The sequence below is a fragment of the Streptomyces sp. NPDC001941 genome, assembly GCF_040296945.1.
Lineage (GTDB): Bacteria > Actinomycetota > Actinomycetes > Streptomycetales > Streptomycetaceae > Streptomyces.
In genome coordinates, this window is the sequence record NZ_JBEOYE010000005.1 from 147,353 (window position 1) to 165,654 (window position 18,302).

8 protein-coding genes are annotated in these 18,302 nt (G+C 74.5%); 6 read left to right on the forward strand and 2 right to left on the reverse strand.

Annotated features, from left to right (window positions below; all coding sequences use genetic code 11):
* Position 1 precedes the first annotated feature (1 nt).
* Entirely contained in the window at positions 2-3,646 is a 3,645-nt protein-coding gene (locus ABT160_RS06910; RefSeq protein WP_351644509.1) for a nitrate reductase subunit alpha, read from the reverse strand.
* Between the two features lie 200 nt (positions 3,647-3,846).
* On the opposite strand from ABT160_RS06910, the gene ABT160_RS06915 reads away from it, so the two are divergent.
* Entirely contained in the window at positions 3,847-4,590 is a 744-nt protein-coding gene (locus ABT160_RS06915) for a YwiC-like family protein (protein WP_351644511.1), read from the forward strand.
* A 515-nt stretch (positions 4,591-5,105) separates the two neighbouring features.
* Here the strand turns inward: ABT160_RS06915 and ABT160_RS06920 are convergent.
* Positions 5,106-7,898 (reverse strand): flippase-like domain-containing protein, encoded by a 2,793-nt coding sequence (locus ABT160_RS06920; protein WP_351644513.1) that lies wholly within the window; start codon positions 7,896-7,898, stop codon positions 5,106-5,108.
* A 152-nt stretch (positions 7,899-8,050) separates the two neighbouring features.
* Here ABT160_RS06920 and ABT160_RS06925 point away from each other — a divergent pair, with 152 nt between their 5' ends.
* The 5 genes from ABT160_RS06925 (at position 8,051) to nudC (ending at position 18,242) form a co-directional block, all read left to right on the forward strand.
* Complete coding sequence (locus ABT160_RS06925; protein WP_351644516.1) at positions 8,051-8,410, forward strand: MGMT family protein; 360 nt, start codon at positions 8,051-8,053, stop codon at positions 8,408-8,410.
* Between the two features lie 203 nt (positions 8,411-8,613).
* Entirely contained in the window at positions 8,614-12,033 is a 3,420-nt protein-coding gene (locus tag ABT160_RS06930) for an ATP-dependent helicase (RefSeq protein ID WP_502984171.1), read from the forward strand.
* A gap of 85 nt (positions 12,034-12,118) precedes the next feature.
* A complete protein-coding gene (locus ABT160_RS06935) occupies positions 12,119-15,835 on the forward strand; it encodes an ATP-dependent helicase (protein WP_351644518.1) in 3,717 nt (1,238 codons plus the stop codon).
* Between the two features lie 10 nt (positions 15,836-15,845).
* Complete coding sequence (locus ABT160_RS06940; RefSeq protein WP_351644519.1) at positions 15,846-17,270, forward strand: dipeptidase; 1,425 nt, start codon at positions 15,846-15,848, stop codon at positions 17,268-17,270.
* Between the two features lie 42 nt (positions 17,271-17,312).
* The gene (gene nudC, locus ABT160_RS06945; RefSeq protein WP_502984172.1) at positions 17,313-18,242 is read left to right on the forward strand and encodes an NAD(+) diphosphatase; all 930 of its coding nucleotides are present in this window, start codon (positions 17,313-17,315) and stop codon (positions 18,240-18,242) included.
* The last annotated feature ends 60 nt before the right edge of the window (positions 18,243-18,302 follow it).

An 18,302-nucleotide genomic window follows, 5' to 3' on the forward strand; every position in this document is an offset into this window, starting at 1 on the left:
CTCAGAACTCCACCTTCTGCGAGCGGCGGCGGACGACCGTCACCTCGTCGCGCTGGTTGCCGGTCGGGCCGAGGTAGTTGAAGGCCCAGGTCAACTGGGCGTACCCGCCCACCAGATGGGTCGGCTTGAGCATCACCCGGGTCAGCGAGTTGTGGATGCCGCCGCGCCGCCCGGTCTTCTCCGTCCTGGGCACGCCGACCGTGCGCTCCTGCGCGTGGTTCATGTAGACCGTGCCGGCGGGCATCTTGTGCGAGACGATGGCGCGCGCGGTCACCACGCCGTTGCGGTTGACCGCCTCGACCCAGTCGTTGTCGGCGACGCCGATCGCGTCGGCGTCCTGCGGCGACATCCAGATCGTCTGGCCGCCGCGGCCGAGCGTCATCATGTACAGGTTGTCCTGGTACTGCGAGTGGATCGCCCACTTGTTGTGCGGGGTGAGGTAGCGGACCGCGACCTGCTTGCCGTCGGTGGAGCCGAGTTCCGGCTCCCCGTACAGCCGGTGCATGTCCAGCGGCGGCTTGTACACCGGCAGCGACTCGCCCACCTCGTGGATCCAGTCGTGGTCCAGGAAGAAGTGCTGGCGGCCGGTGAGGGTGTGCCAGGGCTTGAGGTGCTCGGTGTTCACGGTGAACGCCGTGTAGCGGCGCCCGCCGGACTCGCTGCCCGACCACTCCGGCGAGGTGATCACCGGTACGGGCCTGGCCTGGGTGTCCGCGAACGTGATCCGCTTGCCCTCGGCCTCCGCCGCCAGGTGCGCCATCTCCTGTCCCGTGCGGGCCTCCAGCTTCTCGAAGCCCTGGGTGGCCAGCCGGCCGTTGGAGGTGCCGGACAGCGACAGGATCGCCTCGCAGGCGTGCTGGGCGGTCCCCAGGCGCGGGCGGCCGTCGGCGACCCCGCCGCGCACCCGGCCGTTCTTCTCGCCGAGGTACGCGACCTCCTCGGCCACGTCGAAGGTGATCGCCTTCGTGGTCACGCCCAGCTTGTCCACCAGCGGCCCCAGCGCGGCGAACTTCTCGCCCACCGCGCCGTAGTCGCGCTCCACGACCGCCAGGTTGTACATGGTGCGGCCGGGCACCGGCTCGCACTCGCCCTTCGACCAGTCCAGCGCCACGCCGCCGGGCTGGGCCATCTCGCCGCCCGGGGTGTCGTGCTGCAGCGCGGTGGCGACCACGTCGCGGCGGGTGCCCAGGTGCTCCTCCGCCAGCTCGCCGAAGCGTTCGGCCAGCGCCAGGAACGCGTCGTAGTCGGAGCGGGCCTGCCACGGCGGGTCCACCGCCGGGGTGAACGCGTGCAGGAACGGATGCATGTCCGTGGAGGACAGGTCGTGCTTCTCGTACCAGGTCGCGGCCGGCAGCACCACGTCGGACAGCAGCGTCGTCGACGTCATCCGGAAGTCCATCGAGAGCAGCAGGTCGAGCTTGCCCTCCACGTCCTCCTCGCGCCACGTCACGTCGCGCGGCTCGCAACGCGGCCCGTCCTCGGGCAGGTTGGAGTGGGTGCCGAGCAGGTGCTTGAGGAAGTACTCGTTGCCCTTGGACGAGGAGCCCAGCAGGTTCGCCCGCCACACGTTGAGCACCCGCGGCCAGTTCCCCGGCGCGTCCGGGTCCTCGCCCGCGAACCCCAGCCGCCCGGCCTTCAGTTCGTCCACGGTGTACGCGACCGGGTCCCCGGCCTCGCCGAGCTCCAGCGGGTTGCGGTCGAAGGTCGGGTACGACGGCATCCAGCCCATCCGGGCCGACGCGGCCAGGCAGTCGGCGCCGGTCATCCCCTCGAACCGGCCGTCGGCCAGCGGCGAGGCCAGCGCCCCGGCGGGCAGCGTGTCGTAGCGCCACTGGTCGGTGTGCAGGTAGAACCAGCCCGCGCCGATCATGTGGCGCGGCGGGCGGCCCCAGTCGGAGGCGCTGGCCAGGGTCGCCCAGCCGGTGACCGGGCGGCACTTCTCCTGGCCCACGTAGTGGCCCCAGCCGCCGCCGTTGCGGCCCTGGCAGCCGGTCAGGGTGAGCAGCGCGAGGAACGCGCGGTAGATGGTCTCGGAGTGGAACCAGTGGTTGGTGCCGGCGCCCATCAGGATCATGCAGCGGCCCCGGGACTTCTCCGCCGTCTCGGCGAACTCCCGCGCCACGCGGGCCGCCTGGGCCGCCGGGACCGAGGTGAGGGTCTCCTGCCAGCCCGGGGTGCCGGGCGCGGACGCGTCCTCGTACGACTCGGGCCAGGCGCCCGGGAGCCCGTCGCGGCCCACGCCGTACTGGGCGAGCATCAGGTCGTAGACGGTGGTCACCAGCGTCCCGCCGAGCCGGCGCACGGGCACGCCGCGCCGCACGACCTCGCCCTCCTCGTCGAAGCGCGGCAGCGTGACTTCCGCCGCGTCCCCGCCGTCCTCGCCGAGCAGGCTGAGGCGCGGCACGGTGTCGCCGAGGTCCAGGTTCCACTCGGGCTTCTCGCCGGTGCCCCAGCGGTGGCCGAGGGTGCCGTTGGGAACGACGCACTCACCGGTCGCGTCATCGACCAGGACGGTCTTCCACTCGGCGTTCTCGGTGTCCTCTCCGAGGTCCTTGGCGGTGATGAACTTCCCCGGGACGAGCCCCTTCTCCGTCTCCTTCAGGGAAACCAGGAAAGGCAGGTCCGTGTACGTGCGCACGTAATCGAGGAAGAAAGGAGTCTGCTTCTCGACGAAGAACTCCTTCAGGATCACATGACCCATCGCGAGCGCCAGCGCGCCGTCCGTACCGGGGTGCGGGTGCATCCACTCGTCGGCGAACTTGGTGTTGTCCGCGAAGTCGGGGGAGACGGTGACGACCTTCTGGCCCCGGTAGCGGGCCTCGGTCATCCAGTGGGCGTCCGGGGTGCGGGTGACGGGGACGTTGGAGCCCCACATCATCAGGTACGCCGCGTCCCACCAGTCGCCGGACTCCGGCACGTCGGTCTGGTCGCCGAAGACCTGCGGGGAGGCCACCGGGAGGTCCGCGTACCAGTCGTAGAACGACAGCATGGGCGCGCCGATGAGCGAGTGGAACCGGGCGCCGGCGGCGTGCGAGGCCATCGACATCGCCGGGATCGGCGAGAAGCCCGCCACCCGGTCCGGGCCGTGCCGCTTGATGGTGTGCACGTGCGCGGCGGCGGCTATCTCCACAGCCTCGTCCCAACTCGCCCGCACCAGGCCGCCCTTGCCGCGGGCCCGCTGGTAGGCGCGGCGCCGCTCGGGGTCGTCCTGGATGTCGGCCCAGGCCAGCACCGGGTCGCCCAGGCGCGCCTTGGCCTCGCGGTACATCTTCAGCAGCGCGCCGCGCACGTACGGGTAGCGCACCCGGGTCGGCGAGTAGCTGTACCAGGAGAAGGACGCGCCCCGGGGGCAGCCGCGCGGCTCGTACTCGGGCCGGTCCGGGCCCACGCTGGGGTAGTCCGTGGACTGGGTCTCCCAGGTGATGATGCCGTCCTTGACGTACACCTTCCAGCGGCACGAACCGGTGCAGTTCACGCCGTGGGTGGAGTACACGACCTTGTCGTGGCTCCAGCGGTCCCGGTAGAAGGCCTCGCCCTCACGGCCGCCGGTGCGGTGCACCGTGCGCAGATCCTCGGACACCTCGGACCGGGTGAAGAACTTTCCCGCTTTGACGAGCGTCTCCGCGGCGCCCGGATTCTGCTGCAACGCGCACTCCTTGCGAAAGAGGAGGGAATGCGGGCCGCACTGAACCCGCGAAACGAGCCTATTCCCGGAATTCGCCCGCACCCCGGGGGCTTTGGTCCCGTCAGGCCGTGACCAAATCCCGGACTTTTCCCGGGAGGGGGGTGCGAGCCTGGACGGATGACGCGCGCAAGAGGCCCCGTCCGACACCGGGGCGCATCGACATGAGCGGACGGAGACGGAGCCGCTGGCTGCCGAACCAGCACGGGGCGTGGGCGATGCTGGCGGTCCCGTTCGCGGCGGGGACCTTCCTGGGCGGGCCCCGCTGGTCCCATCTCGCCCTGCTGGCGGCCTGGTTGCTGGGCTACCTGGCGGCCTACCACGCCCAGCAGTGGCTCCGGCTGCGGCGCCTCTCGCGCAACCCGCGGGCCGCGGCCCGGCACGCCCGCCCGGCCCTGGCCTTCACGGCGGCCCTGGCCGCCACCGGACTCCCGCTCGCCGTGTACGAGCCGTGGCTGCTCCTCGCCGCCGCGGCGGCGGTGCCCTTCGTGGCGGTCAACACCTACTTCGCCCGCCGCAACCGCGAGCGCGACCTGCTCAACGGCCTGGCCGCGGTGGTGCCCGCCTGCGGGATGCTGCTGGTGGCGCTGCGGCTGGGGGGCGGTTCGGTGGCGGAGGGGTGGCGTCCGGCGCTGGCCTGCCTGCTGTACTTCGGCGGGACGGTCCCGTACGTCAAGACCATGATCCGCGAGCGGAACTCCCGTACGTACTACCGGGCTTCGGTCGCCTTCCACGCGGCGGCCCTGGTCCTGGCCACCCTGCTGAGCCCGTGGCTCGCGCTCCCCTTCGCCCTGTACCTGACCCGCGCGACGGTGCTGCCGGGGAGGGGGCTGAAGGTGGGGGTGGTGGGGGCGGTGGAGCTGGTCTGCTCGGCGCTCCTGCTGGCCACACTCCTGGGGACTTTCTGAGGCGGGCCGCACTCCCGGCACCTAGCGCGTCCCCGGGAAACCCAGCCCGTCCGGCGCTTGAGGGCGGACTTGCACCGGGCCCACCCGAGGCTTCCGGCGCTCGGGTCCACCCCGGTGAAACCCAGCCCGTCCGGCGCTTGAGGACGGCCCCGGGGCACGACCTGCCGAGGTCAACTCCCCGCCCCCTCTGGCCGCCGGAGGCTTTCGGGAAGGGGCGGGTAGGGGACTCCAAGGCCCGCACCCCGGGTGCCCTCAGGTCCTCGTGGGCCGGGCCCAAGACACGTACCCCACCCCACCCCTTCCCGAAAGCCTCCGGCGGGTACGGCGAAACCGGTCGGCCAGGGCCAACGGGCCCGGGTCCTGGGGGCCAGCCCCCAGACCCCCGCTCCTCAAACGCCGGAGGGGCTGGATTTCGTCAGGCGGCACCGGGGGAGACGGGTGACGCGGGGGTCGGCCGCGTCGGGATCGGTGGGCTCGGCGGAGCCGCAAGGGTCCCGGCACCCAGGTCACCCCCCCTACAGCGCCCCCCTCCGCGTCAAATGGTTGAAGCAGATCCACCCCGGCAACACCGGCAACCACAACGTCATCAGCCGGTACAGCAGCACCGCCGGCGTCGCCACCTCGAACGGCAGCCCCACCGCCACGAGCCCCACCGTCAGCGCACCCTCCACCGCGCCCACGCCGCCGGGCGTCGGCGCCGCCGAGCCCAGCGCGTTGCCCGCGAGGAACACCACCGCGATGGACGCGTAGCTCAGCTGCTGGTTGCCGTGGTCGAAGGCCCGGATCGACGCGTCGAGGCACAGTACGAACAGCACGGTCAGCATCAGTATGCCGACGGTCCCGGTGACCAGCTTCATCGGCCGCTGGAGCACGTCCAGCATGCGCGGCACCACGCCCGCGAACAGCGACCGCAGCCGGGTCGAGACGAACTTGCGCAGGAACGGGATGGCCGTGACCACCAGGACAAGCACCGCGACCGTGAGCAGCCCCGCGATGACGGTGCGGGACGGGGTCAGCGAGGACGTCTTCTCCGTACCGGTCAGGTAGCCGAAGGAGAGCAGCAGCACGATGTGCGCGCCCAGGCCGAACAGCTGCGAGGCGCCGACGCTGGCCACCGCCAGGCCCGGGCGCACGCCCGAGCGCTGCAGGAAGCGCGTGTTCAGGGCCACGCCGCCGACCGCCGCCGGGGCGACGATCTTCACGAAGGACCCGGCGACCTGCGCGAACACGGCCCGCTTGAACGGCACCCGCTCCGGCACGAACCCGAGCAGCTGCATCGCGGCGGCCACGTAGCTCAGCCCGGAGAAGACGACCGCGGCCGCCACCCAGTACCAGTCGGCCTGCGCCACCGTGGACAGCGGCGTCTTGGCGATCTGCGAGAGCAGGAAGTACGCGCCGATGGCCCCGGCGATCAGGCTGACCAGGGTCCGCGGCTTGATCCGCTCCAGGCGGACCGGCTCGACCGGCGCCTGCGGCCGGATCAGCAGCACCTGGCGGCGGATCTGCGAGAGCAGGTCCTCCTCGCGGGCCTCGTCCAGCGCCTCGTCTATGGCCCGCTTCTCGGCCTGCTTCTCCAGCCGCAGCGACTTGCGCGCCGCCTTCTTGTCGATGGCCTCCGCGACCCGCGCCTGCTTGGACGCCTCGGAGGCCTCAAGGACCGCCTCGCGCTCGCGCTGCGAGCGCTCGCGGGCCAGCCGGCGCAGCGTCGCCCGGGTGGAGCGGCTGAGCGCGATCGGCTGGAGCAGCGGCAGGCAGTCGGCGACCGTGTCGGGACCGAGCACCTCCACGGCCCCGGCCACCGAGCGCTCGGCGCCGATCCGCAGGCCCAGGGTGGTCAGCAGCTGGGCCACGTCCATGCGCAGCACCAGGTCGCCCGCGGCGATCTCGCCGCCGCGCAGGTCGGTGAGGATCACCTTGCCGGAACGATCCACCAGAATCGCGTCACCGGTGAGCCTGCGGTGGGCGATCCGGCGGGACTGCAGGGACTTCACCTGGTGCCAGGCGTCCCGGACCACCTGGTCGGTGATCTCCTCGTCCGCCAGCGAGTCCAGCGAGCGCCCGCCCAGGTGCTCGTACACCAGCATGACCGCGTCCGGGCCCAGTTCGGAGGTGGCGATCAGCTTGGGGGCGTTGGCCCCGGCCGCGATCGCCGCGTACGCAAGCAGCGCCTCCTGCTCCAGCGCCTGGCGCAGCGACTGGATGGAGCGCCGGGTGGTGATGCCGCGCAGCGTGAGGCGGCGCCAGACCCGGTAGAAGAAGCCCTGGGCCTGCTGTTCGCGGTCGACGACCGTGACGTCCAGCGGCGGCCCGTCCTCCAGGGTGACCAGGTAGCGCCGGCCGCGGTCGCCCTGCTCGGAGGAGTCGGCCGCGTCCTCGGCGCGCATTGCGGTGACCGGCCGGAAGCCGACGTGGCGCAGGCCCGCCAGCAGGGTCTGGCCGGTCGGCCGGACGTTGGGCGAGCCGACCGCGTACAGCGTTCCGTACGCGACGGTCCAGCCGATCAGCACGGTCAGCACGATGGAGAGCGGCGTGGTGTACCCGGCGACCAGCATCGCGAAGGCGTCGAGCAGCAGCACCACCCACAGCACCACGCGCCAGCGCGGCCTGCGCGCCATGCCGACGGCCGTCATGTACGCGATGACGGGTGCCAGGTAGCCGTGCACCGGGTCGGTGAGGCCGCCATTGGTCTGCAGCTGGGTCAGCGCCTCCTGCACCGAGTCCGGCGCCGAGCGGGAGACCCACAGGTCGGTGGCGAGGGTGACGCCGTGCGCGAGGACGGCCGCGAGCACGCCGTCGGCGATCCGCAGGCCGTCGCGCTTGATCAGCCGCTCGATCGCGAAGGCGACCGGCACGAGCAGGACCGCGATGCTGGAGATCAGGCCGGCGATCTTCACGAAGAAGTCGGGGGTCTGGTTCGTCCCCTCGCGGATGTCGTGCTCCAGGCCCGTGGTGGTGCCCTGGGCGAACGCCGCGATGGCGATCACCAGCGCGATCGCGAGCACGCCGATCAGCAGGCGCATCAGGTCCGACGGCCGGTGCACGCGCGCGGCGAGCAGCGGCTCGTCGCCGGAGACCCGGTCCACGTGCCCGGCGGAACCGGCGCACGGGTCCTCGCCGTCCTCCGCCTCGACGTCCTCAGCCTCGACGGCGCGCGCGCCGTCCGCTGTCAGGCCCGCCGTCCGGTCTGCTGTCCGGTCCTTCGCCGGGCCGGTCGCCGTGTCCTCGCGGAGCACGCCCCCCGGCCGCTGCGCGGCGCTGTCCGGGCGTGGCTCGGCGTCAGGTGTGCCCGCTGCCTCGGGAGGCTGCACTACCTGCTCCTTCGCCGTTTCCGTCTCTTCTTGATCTCGTATCACCAGTCACCGCCCGGATGATGGTGGCATGACCAGGCCGCCCACGGGGGCATCAGGGGGTCGGTGTCAGCCTGCCCGCGTTGTCGGTCCCGTGGTGCAGGATGGACCGGATGAGCGCTGAGGAGCTTCCGGAGTACGCCGAGCGGGTCCTTGAGGTCGCCGAGCTGATCCCGCCGGGCCGCGTCATGACGTACGGCGACGTGGCGGAGTGGCTGGAGGAGGGCGGCCCGCGCCAGGTCGGCCGGGTGATGTCCCTGTACGGCTCCGCGGTGCCCTGGTGGCGCGTGGTGCGCGCGGACGGGCAGCTGCTGCCCGGGCACGAGCTGCGCGCCCTCGGCCACTACCGCGAGGAGGGCACGCCGCTGCGCGAGGCGGGGAGCACGGCCGAGGGCCACCTGCCCCGCCTGGACGTGCGACGGGCCCGCTGGGACGGCGGCGACGGCGGGGAGAGTGCGCGGGGTCACAGGTGACAGCTTCGGCCATCGCGCACCGGCGCGGGCGCCGCGAGGACCGTACGGAGTACCGGAACAACCGCTTCCGGGGGCTCCGGGCGCGCCGCCCCTGCCGCCCGGCCGACTCCCTGCGTCCCGGGCGCCCACTGGCGTAGCGTCGACAGCGCGCGGCACGCGCCGCACCCCCGTCACCAGCACACCCACCAGGACCGGCGATCCACGTGAGCTCCTCCTCCACCACCCGGCGCACGCCGTACCAGGAACAGGTACGGCACGGGGGTCCCCCGTACCCGCAAGGGCGCCGGGGGAGCTCGCCGCGCGCGTACCGGCTGGTGCGCAGCCGTCCGGGCCCGGTGAACCCCCCTCTCCTGGACGCCGCGCAGCGCGCGGTGGTTGACCACGGCGAGGGACCGCTCCTGGTCCTCGCCGGACCCGGTACCGGCAAGACGACCACCCTGGTCGAGGCGGTCGCGAGCCGCGTGGAGCGGGGCGCCGACCCCGAGCGGCTGCTGGTGCTCACCTTCAGCCGCAAGGCCGCCGTGGAGGTGCGCGACCGGCTCGCGGCCCGCCTGCGGGGCCTGCGCGCCCCCCAGGCCACCACCTTCCACTCGCTCTGCTACGCCCTGGTCCGCGCCCACCAGGACGCCGACCTGTTCGCCGAGCCGCTGCGCCTGCTGTCCGGACCCGAGCAGGACGTGGCCGTACGCGACCTGCTCGCCGGCCAGCTCGACCTGGAGCGGCACGGACTCGCCAAGATCCACTGGCCCGACGAGCTGCGCGCCTGCCTGACCACCCGCGGCTTCGCCGACGAGGTCCGCGCGGTGCTCGCCCGCAGCCGCGAGCTCGGCCTCGGGCCCGACTCCCTGGCCCGGTTCGCGCGGGGCGCCGGACGGCCCGACTGGGGGGCCGCCGCCGCCTTCCTCGCCGAGTACCTGGACGTCCTCGACATGCAGGGCGTGCTCGACTACGCCGAACTGGTGCACAGGGCGGTACTGCTGGCGGAGCAGGTGGACCTCGCCTCGTACGACGCCGTCTTCGTCGACGAGTACCAGGACACCGACCCCGCCCAGGTGCGGCTGCTGCGGGCGCTCGCGGGCGGCGGCCGGACCCTGGTCGCCCTCGGCGACCCGGACCAGTCGATCTACGCCTTCCGGGGCGCCGACGTGAACGGCATCCTCGACTTCCCGCGCGCCTTCCCGCGCACCGACGGCAGCCCCGCCCCGGTCGCCGTGCTGACCACCTCGCGCCGCTCCGGCAGCGCCCTGCTCGACGCCACCCGGCTGCTCACCCAGCGGATGCCGCTGCCCCGGCTGCCCGCCCGCCAGGCCCGCGCCCACCGGGAGCTGTCGCCCACGCGCGCGGGGGGCCGCGTCGAGGCATACACCTTCCCCACCGCCTCCACCGAGACCGACAACATCGCCGACGTCCTGCGCCGCGCCCACCTGGAGGAGGGCGTGCCGTGGAGCGAGATGGCCGTCCTGGTCCGCGCGGGCGGCCGCACCATCCCCACCCTGCGCCGCGCCCTGACCTCGGCCGGGGTGCCGCTGGAGACGGACGGCGCGGACGTCGCCCTGCGCCACGAGCCCGCGGTGACACCGCTGCTCACGGCGCTGCGGGCGGTGGCGGAGGGGGCGCTGGGGGGTACGGGGGACGAGCCGGGAGGCTCCGAGAGCCTTGAGGCCGAGGGCCCCGAGGAGGACGAGGCTTACGAAACAGAGGGCCGCGAAACGGAGGGCTCCGAAACGGACAGCGCCCCCGTCTCCCTCTCCTGGATCGACGTCGAGACCGCCCTCACCCTCCTCGCCTCCCCCCTCGGCGGCATGGACGCCGCCGACCTGCGCCGCCTGGGACGCGCCCTGCGCGACGAGGAGCGGGCCGGCGGCAACCCGCTGCCTGCGCCCTCCGACGTGCTGCTCGCCCGGGCCCTCGCCGAACCCGAGCGCCTCGCCGCGCAGGACCCCGCCCACGCGCGCGGTGCCCAGCGGCTCGGCGGGCTGCTCAGGGACGCGCGCGTGCTCCTGGAGGAGGGCGGCACCGCCGAGGAGGCCCTGTGGCTGCTGTGGGACGGCACGCCCTGGCCCGGGCGGCTCCAGCGCGCCGCCCTGCGCGGCGGCCCCGCCGGGCGCAACGCCGACCGGGACCTGGACGCGGTGTGCGCGCTGTTCGACACGGCCGCGCGCGCGGAGGAGCGCGGCGGCGGGCGCGGCGCGCTGAACTTCCTGGAGGAGGTCGACGCCCAGGACATCGCCGCCGACACCCTCTCCCGGCGTGCCGTCCGCCCCGACGCCGTACGCCTGATGACCGCCCACCGAGCCAAGGGCCTGGAGTGGAGCCTGGTCGTCGTCGCGGGCGTCCAGGAGGGCCTCTGGCCCGACCTGCGCCGCCGCGGCTCGCTCCTGGAGGCCGACCGGATCGGCCGCGACGGGCTCGCCGAGCCGCTGGCGCCGGGCGCCCTGCTCGCCGAGGAGCGCAGGCTCTTCTACGTCGCGGCGACCCGCGCCCGCGACCGCCTGGTCGTCACCGCGGTGAAGGCCCCGGCCGACGACGGCGACCAGCCCTCCCGCTTCCTGGCCGAGCTCGGCGTCGAGCCCCGCGACATAACGGGCCGCCCGCGCCGCCCGCTCGCCGTGGCCGCCCTGGTCGCCGAGCTGCGCGCCACCACCGTCGACCCGGACGCCTCCCCGGAGCTGCGCGACGCCGCCGCCCAGCGGCTCGCCCGGCTGGCCGCGCTGACCGACGACGAGGGCCAGCCGCTCGTCCCGGCCGCCCACCCGTACCGCTGGTGGGGGCTGTACGACCCGACCGAGAGCAAAGTCCCGCTGCGCGACCCCGACCGGCCCGTCGCGCTCTCCGGCAGCGCCCTGGACCAGCTCGCCAACACCTGCGCCCTCCAGTGGTTCCTGGGCCGCGAGGTCAAGGCCGACGCCCCCGCCACCGCGGCACAGGGCTTCGGCAACGTGGTCCACGTGCTGGCCGACGAGGTCGCCTCCGGGCGCACCCCCGCCGACCTGGCCGTCCTCATGGAGCGGCTGGACACGGTGTGGGAGTCGCTGGCCTTCGACGCGCCCTGGAAGTCGCGCCAGGAGAAGGACAACGCGCGCGTGGCGCTCGAACGCTTCCTGAGCTGGCACGTCATGGACCGCGGCGGCCGCACCCCCGCCGCCACCGAGCACGACTTCGACGTGACGCTGGGGGCCGGGGAGTACGAGGTACGGGTACGCGGCTCGATGGACCGCGTGGAGCGCGACGAGCACGGTCGCGCGTACGTCGTCGACTTCAAGACGGGCAAGTCCGCGCCCACCCGGGACGAGGTCGCCCACCACCCGCAGCTCGCCGTCTACCAGCTCGCCGTGCGCGAGGGCGCCGTCGACGAGGTCTTCGACGGGCTGCGCCCCGAGCCCGGCGGCGCCGAGCTGGTCCAGCTGCGCCAGGCCGCCGCCCAGAAGGAGGGCGGCGACGCGCTGCCCAAGGTCCAGGCGCAGGAGCCGCTGGCGGGCGAGTGGGTCGGCGAGCTGCTGGCCACGGCGGCCGGTCGGGTCCTCGACGAGCGCTTCACCCCGAGCACCGGCCAGCACTGCGCCCACTGCTCCTTCCGCGCCGCGTGCAGCGCCCAGCCGGAGGGACGCCAGGTGGTGGAGTGATCCGCGGCACCGCGCGGGGCGCCGGGGGCCGGGGACGCGGCCGGACGGGTCCTGGCTGTCAGTGGGGCCCGTTAGCCTCTTTGAGGTGACCCCGCGCCTCACCGACCCCGAGCAGCTCAAGGAGCTCCTCGGCATCCCGTTCACCCCGGAGCAGACGGCCTGCATCACCGCGCCGCCCGCCCCGCAGGTCATCGTGGCCGGAGCCGGTTCGGGCAAGACGACGGTGATGGCCGCGCGCGTGGTGTGGCTGGTCGGCACCGGCCAGGTGGCGCCCGAGCAGGTGCTCGGCCTCACCTTCACCAACAAGGCGGCCGGCGAACTGGCCGAGCGCGTGCGCACGGCGCTGGTGCGCGCCGGCGTGACCGACCCCGACGCCATCGACCCGGACGACCCGCCGGGCGAGCCGCGCATCTCCACTTACCACGCCTTCGCCGGGCAGCTGCTCACCGACCACGGCCTGCGCATAGGGCTCGAACCCACCGCCCGGCTGCTCGCCGACGCCACCCGCTACCAGCTCGCCGCGCGCGTGCTGCGCGAGGCCCCCGGCCCGTACCCGGCGCTCACCCGCTCCTTCCCGGTCCTCGTCGGCGACCTGCTCGCCCTCGACGGGGAGCTCTCCGAGCACCTGACGCGCCCCGCCGACCTGCTCGCCCACGACACCGCCCTGCTGCGCGCCCTGGAGTCCGCCAAGCTCTCCAACCCGGACCTGCGCAAGGTCCCCGAGGCCGCCACCGCGCGCCGTGAACTGCTCGACCTGGTCGTGCGCTACCGGCAGGCCAAGGGCGCCCGCGACCTGCTGGACTTCGGCGACCAGATCGCGCTCTCCGCCGAGCTGGCCACCACCCGCCCCGAGGTCGGCGCGATCCTGCGCGAGGAGTTCCGGGTCGTCCTGCTCGACGAGTACCAGGACACCTCGGTGGCCCAGCGGCTGCTGCTCTCCGGCCTGTTCGGACAGGGCACCGGGCACGCGGTGACCGCGGTCGGCGACCCCTGCCAGGCCATCTACGGCTGGCGCGGCGCGTCCGTGGCCAACCTCGACGACTTCCCCCGCCACTTCGCGCACGCCGACGGCAGCCCCGCCACCCGCTTCTCGCTCAGCGAGAACCGGCGCAGCGGCGGCCGGCTGCTCGACCTCGCCAACGGGCTGGCCGCGCCGCTGCGGGCCCGGCACGCGGGCGTGGAGGCGCTGCGCCCCGCGCCCGGCGCCGAGCGCGACGGCACCGTCCGGATCGCCCTGCTGCCCACCCACCGCGAGGAGGTCGACTGGCTCGCGGACTCCATCGCCCACCTGGTGCGCACCGGCAAGGAGCCGGGCGAGATCGCCGTCCTGTGCCGTACGGCCACGGACTTCCCGGAGATCCAGGGCGCCCTGGTCGCGCGCGACGTCCCGGTCGAGGTGGTCGGCCTGTCCGGCCTGCTGCACCTGCCCGAGGTCGCCGACCTGGTGGCCGTCTGCGAGGTCCTCCAGGACCCGGGGGCCAACGCCCCGCTGGTCCGCCTGCTCACCGGCCCCCGCTGGCGCATCGGCCCGCGCGACCTGGCCCTGCTGGGCCGCCGCGCCCGGCTGCTGGTGCACCGCGAGCGGGCCGGCGACGACGCCGACCCGGACCGGCGCCTGGCCGCCGCCGTCGAGGGCGTCGACCCGGCCGAGGTGATCTCGCTGGCCGACGCGCTGGACACCTTCCTGGAGACCGGCGGGGACGACGACGGGCTGCCGTTCTCCGGCGACGCCCGGGTCCGCTTCGCGCACCTGGCGGCCGAACTGCGCGACCTGCGCCGCTCGCTGGCCGATCCGCTGATGGACGTCCTGCACCGGGTCCTGGCCACCACCGGCCTGGAGGTCGAGCTCTCCGCGTCCCCGCACGCGCTGGCCGCCCGCCGCCGCGAGACCCTGTCGAACTTCCTGGACGTCGCGGCGGGGTTCGCCTCCCTGGACGGCGAGGCGACGCTGCTCGCCTTCCTGGGCTTCCTGCGCACGGCCGCGCAGTACGAGAAGGGCCTGGACAACGCGCTGCCGGGCGGCGAGAACACGGTGAAGGTGCTCACCGCGCACAAGTCCAAGGGCCTGGAGTGGGACGTGGTCGCGGTCCCCGGGCTTGTGACCGGACAGTTCCCCAGCACCCGCGCCCGCGAGTCCTGGACCGCCCAGCCCCAGGTCCTGCCGCACCCGCTGCGCGGCGACGCGGAGACCCTGCCGGGGATCGAGGACTGGACGGCCCCCGCGATGAAGGCCTTCAAGGCCGACATGAAGGAGCACCAGCACACCGAGGAACTGCGCCTGGGGTACGTGACGTTCACCCGCCCCCGCAGCCTGCTGCTCGCCTCCGCGCACTGGTGGGGGCCCTCGCAGAAGCGCCGTCGCGGCCCCTCGGACTTCATGACCGCGCTGTACGACCACTGCGCGCGCGGGCACGGCGAGATCGAGGCCTGGGAGGAGGAGCCGCCCCCGGACGCGGAGAACCCGTGCCTGCGGGAGGCCGCCGGGGACCAGGCCTGGCCGCTTCCGCTGGACGAGCTCTCCCTGGCCCGCCGCCGCCGCGCCGCGGACACGGTCCTGCGCCACCTGAGGGAGCTGGAGGACCGGCCGCAGGCGCCGGACGCGCCGGACGTCCACGCGCGCGTGGAGGACCCCTACGCCTGGGACGAGGAGGCCCCGCCGGAGGACGCGGACGACGCCCCGTGGCCGGACGACGAGGACGCCCCCTGGCCGGACGAAGGACCGGCAGGGGAAGCGGGCGAGGAACCAGAGGGCGGACCGTACGAAGGGCCGGAGGGCGGACCGTACGAGGGGCCGCACGAGGGCCCCATGGAGCACCCGCAGGCGCCGGACGGGCCGCTCGCCGACGCCCCGGAGGGGCCCGTGCTCCGGGACACCGTGCTCCGGGACACCCCGGACGCCCCCGCGCGCGAGGACGCTCCGCACGCCCCCGTCCCCCGGGACGGCGTGGACGCCGGGCCCCCGCGCGCCCGTCCGCACCCCGCCCCCGGGGCCGACGCCCCGCGCCCGCCCGCCCCCGCGCGCGTGCGGCTCGTCCCCGAGGACGCCCGCACCGTCGCGTCCTGGGACCGCGACCTGGAGGCGCTCACCGGCGAGCTCCGGCGCACCCGCGCCACCACCCGCGACGTCCCGCTGCCCGGCGCCCTCACCACCTCCCAGCTGATCCGGATGGCCGCCGACCCGGACGGCTTCGCCGAGGAGCTGGCCCGCCCCATGCCGCGCCCGCCGCAGCCCGCCGCCCGCCGGGGCACCCGCTTCCACGCGTGGGTGGAGTCCCGCTTCGAGGAGCTGCCCCTGCCGCTGCTCGGCCCCGACGAGCTGCCCGGCGGCGAGGACTTCGCCGACGAGCCGGAGATCGCCGACGAGCGCGACCTGGCCGTCCTGAAGGAGGCCTTCGAGCGCACCCCGTACGCCCGCCGCACCCCCGTCGGGGTGGAGGTGCTGGTCCAGCTCACCCTGGCCGGACGGGTGGTCCGTGGCCGCATCGACGCGGTCTACCGGGACGAGGCCACCGGGGCGTACGAGATCGTCGACTGGAAGACCAGCCACCGCCGCACCGCCGACCCGCTGCAGCTGGCCGTCTACCGCCTCGCCTGGGCCGAGCGGCACCGCGTCCCGCTCGACGAGGTCGCCGCCGCGTTCGTCTACGTGCGCACCGGCGAGGTCGTGCGCCCGCCGCGGCTGCCGGACCGCCCCGCCCTGGAGCGGCTGCTGCGCGACGGAGCACCCGGCCCGGCGCCCGGGGGACCGGCCGCGCCCCGTGCGGGCCGCCCGCGCCCCGCCCCACCCTCCGGCGCCGGATAGGCTCGGGAGCATGAGCGACACCCCGGACAGCGCCGTCCAGACCGTGCGTACGTACATCGAGCAGCACCGCGCCGCCTTCCTCGACGACCTGGTCGAGTGGCTGCGCATCCCCTCGGTGTCGGCGCAGCCCGACCACGCGCCGGACGTGCGGCGCAGTGCCGACTGGCTGGCCGCGAAGCTGAAGGACACCGGCTTCACCACGGCCGAGGTCTGGGAGACGGACGGCGGTCCCGCGGTGTTCGGCGAGTGGCGCTCGGCCGACGCGGACGCGCCCACCGTGCTGGTCTACGGCCACCACGACGTGCAGCCCGCCGCCCGCGAGGACGGCTGGCACACCGAGCCGTTCGAGCCGCACCTGGCCGACGGGCGCATCTACGCGCGCGGTGCCGCCGACGACAAGGGGCAGGTGTTCTTCCACACCCTCGGCGTGCGCGCGCACCTGGCCGCCACCGGCCGCACCACCCCGGCCGTCCACCTCAAGCTCCTGATCGAGGGCGAGGAGGAGTCCGGCTCGGAGCACTTCCGGGAGCTGGTCGAGGCGCACGCGGACCGGCTGGCGGCCGACGCGGTGATCGTCTCCGACACCGGCATGTGGTCCGAGGACGTGCCCACGGTCTGCACCGGCATGCGCGGCGTCGCCGACTGCGAGATCGAGCTGCACGGCCCCGACCAGGACATCCACTCCGGTTCGTTCGGCGGCGCGGTGCCCAACCCGGCCACCGTCGCCGCCCGGCTGGTCGCCGCGCTGCACGACGAGGACGAGCACGTCACGATCCCGGGCTTCTACGACGACATCGCCGAGCTCACCGACGAGGAGCGCGCGCTCGTCGCCGAGCTGCCCTTCGACGAGGCCGCCTGGCTGCGCACCGCCACGTCGCACGGCACCCTCGGGGAGGCCGGCTACTCCACCCTTGAGCGCGTCTGGGCCCGCCCGACGGCCGAGCTCAACGGCATCGGCGGCGGCTACCAGGGCCCCGGCGGCAAGACGATCATCCCGGCCTCCGCGATGCTGAAGCTCTCCTTCCGGCTGGTCGGCGGCCAGGACCCGGACCGGATCGAGGAGGCCGTGCGCGCCTGGGTCGCCGAGCGCGTGCCCGACGGCATCCGCCACGAGATCGTCTTCGGCGCCCCCACCCGCCCCTGCCTGACCCCGCTGGACCACCCGGCGCTGCGTTCCGTGGCGCGCGCGATGAGCCTCGCCTTCGACGGGCAGAAGGTCAGGTACACCCGCGAGGGCGGCTCCGGGCCCGCCGCCGACCTGAGGGACGTGCTGGACGTGCCGGTGCTGTTCCTGGGCGTCTCCGTGCCGTCCGACGGCTGGCACGCGCCCAACGAGAAGGTCGAGGTGGACCTGCTCCTCAAGGGCGTCGAGGCGAGCGCCCACCTCTGGGGCGAGCTGGCCGGCTCCCTGTCCACGGCCGTCGCCCCGCGCTGAACATCCAACCGATCTGGGGGAGTTGTAAGCACCTTGAGCACCATGAGCAACGAGTCCGACCAGCCGATCGGGCTCACCGCGCCGAGCGGGATCGACCGCGCCGCGCACCACCGCCTCGACGAGGCCTGGCTCGCCGCCGCCTGGAGCCACCCCACCACCCGCGTCTTCGTGGTCTCCGGCGGCCAGGCCCTGGTCGACGACACCCCCGACGGGCGTACGGAACTGGTGATGACCCCGGCCTTCGAGGCCCCGGTCACCGAGACCCACCGCTACTTCCTGGGCACCGACGACGACGGCGTGAGCTACTTCGCGCTCCAGAAGGACGCGCTGCCCGGCCGCATGGACCAGTCGGCGCGCCCGGCGGGCCTGCGCGAGGCGGGCCTGCTGCTGTCCCCGCGCGACGCGGGCCTGCTGGTGCACGCGGTGGCCCTGGAGAACTGGCAGCGGCTGCACCGCTTCTGCTCGCGCTGCGGCGAGCGCACGGTCATCGCGGCGGCGGGCCACATCCGGCGCTGCCCGGCCTGCGGCGCCGAGCACTACCCGCGCACCGACCCGGCGGTGATCATGCTGGTCGCCGACGACGAGGACCGCGCGCTGCTGGGCCGCCAGGTGCACTGGCCCGAGGGTCGCTTCTCGACGCTCGCCGGGTTCGTGGAGCCGGGCGAGTCCATCGAGCAGTCGGTGCGCCGCGAGGTCTGGGAGGAGGCGGGCGTCACGGTCGGCGAGGTGGAGTACGTCGCCAGCCAGCCCTGGCCCTTCCCGTCCAGCCTGATGCTGGGCTTCATGGCCCGCGCCACGTCCTCGGAGATCAACGTGGACGGCGAGGAGATCCACGAGGCGCGCTGGTTCTCCCGGGAGGACCTGCGCGCGGCGATCGAGTCGGGCGAGGTGCTGCCGCCCTCCGGCATCTCGATCGCGGCCCGCCTGGTGGAGCTCTGGTACGGCAAGCCCCTGCCGAAGCCGCTGGCGTAGCAGTACGGGTACGCGCGAGGGCCCCCGCCAGTCCGACCGGCGGGGGCCCTCGCGCGTACG

What these genes read in the sequence shown, in the direction of transcription:
- ABT160_RS06915 (WP_351644511.1), top strand. Translation starts at nt 3,847, where the DNA reads ATGAGCGGACGGAGACGGAGCCGCTGGCTGCCGAACCAGCACGGGGCG.
- ABT160_RS06925 (WP_351644516.1), top strand. Translation starts at nt 8,051, where the DNA reads ATGAGCGCTGAGGAGCTTCCGGAGTACGCCGAGCGGGTCCTTGAGGTC.
- ABT160_RS06940 (WP_351644519.1), top strand. Translation starts at nt 15,846, where the DNA reads ATGAGCGACACCCCGGACAGCGCCGTCCAGACCGTGCGTACGTACATC.
- nudC (WP_502984172.1), top strand. Translation starts at nt 17,313, where the DNA reads ATGAGCAACGAGTCCGACCAGCCGATCGGGCTCACCGCGCCGAGCGGG.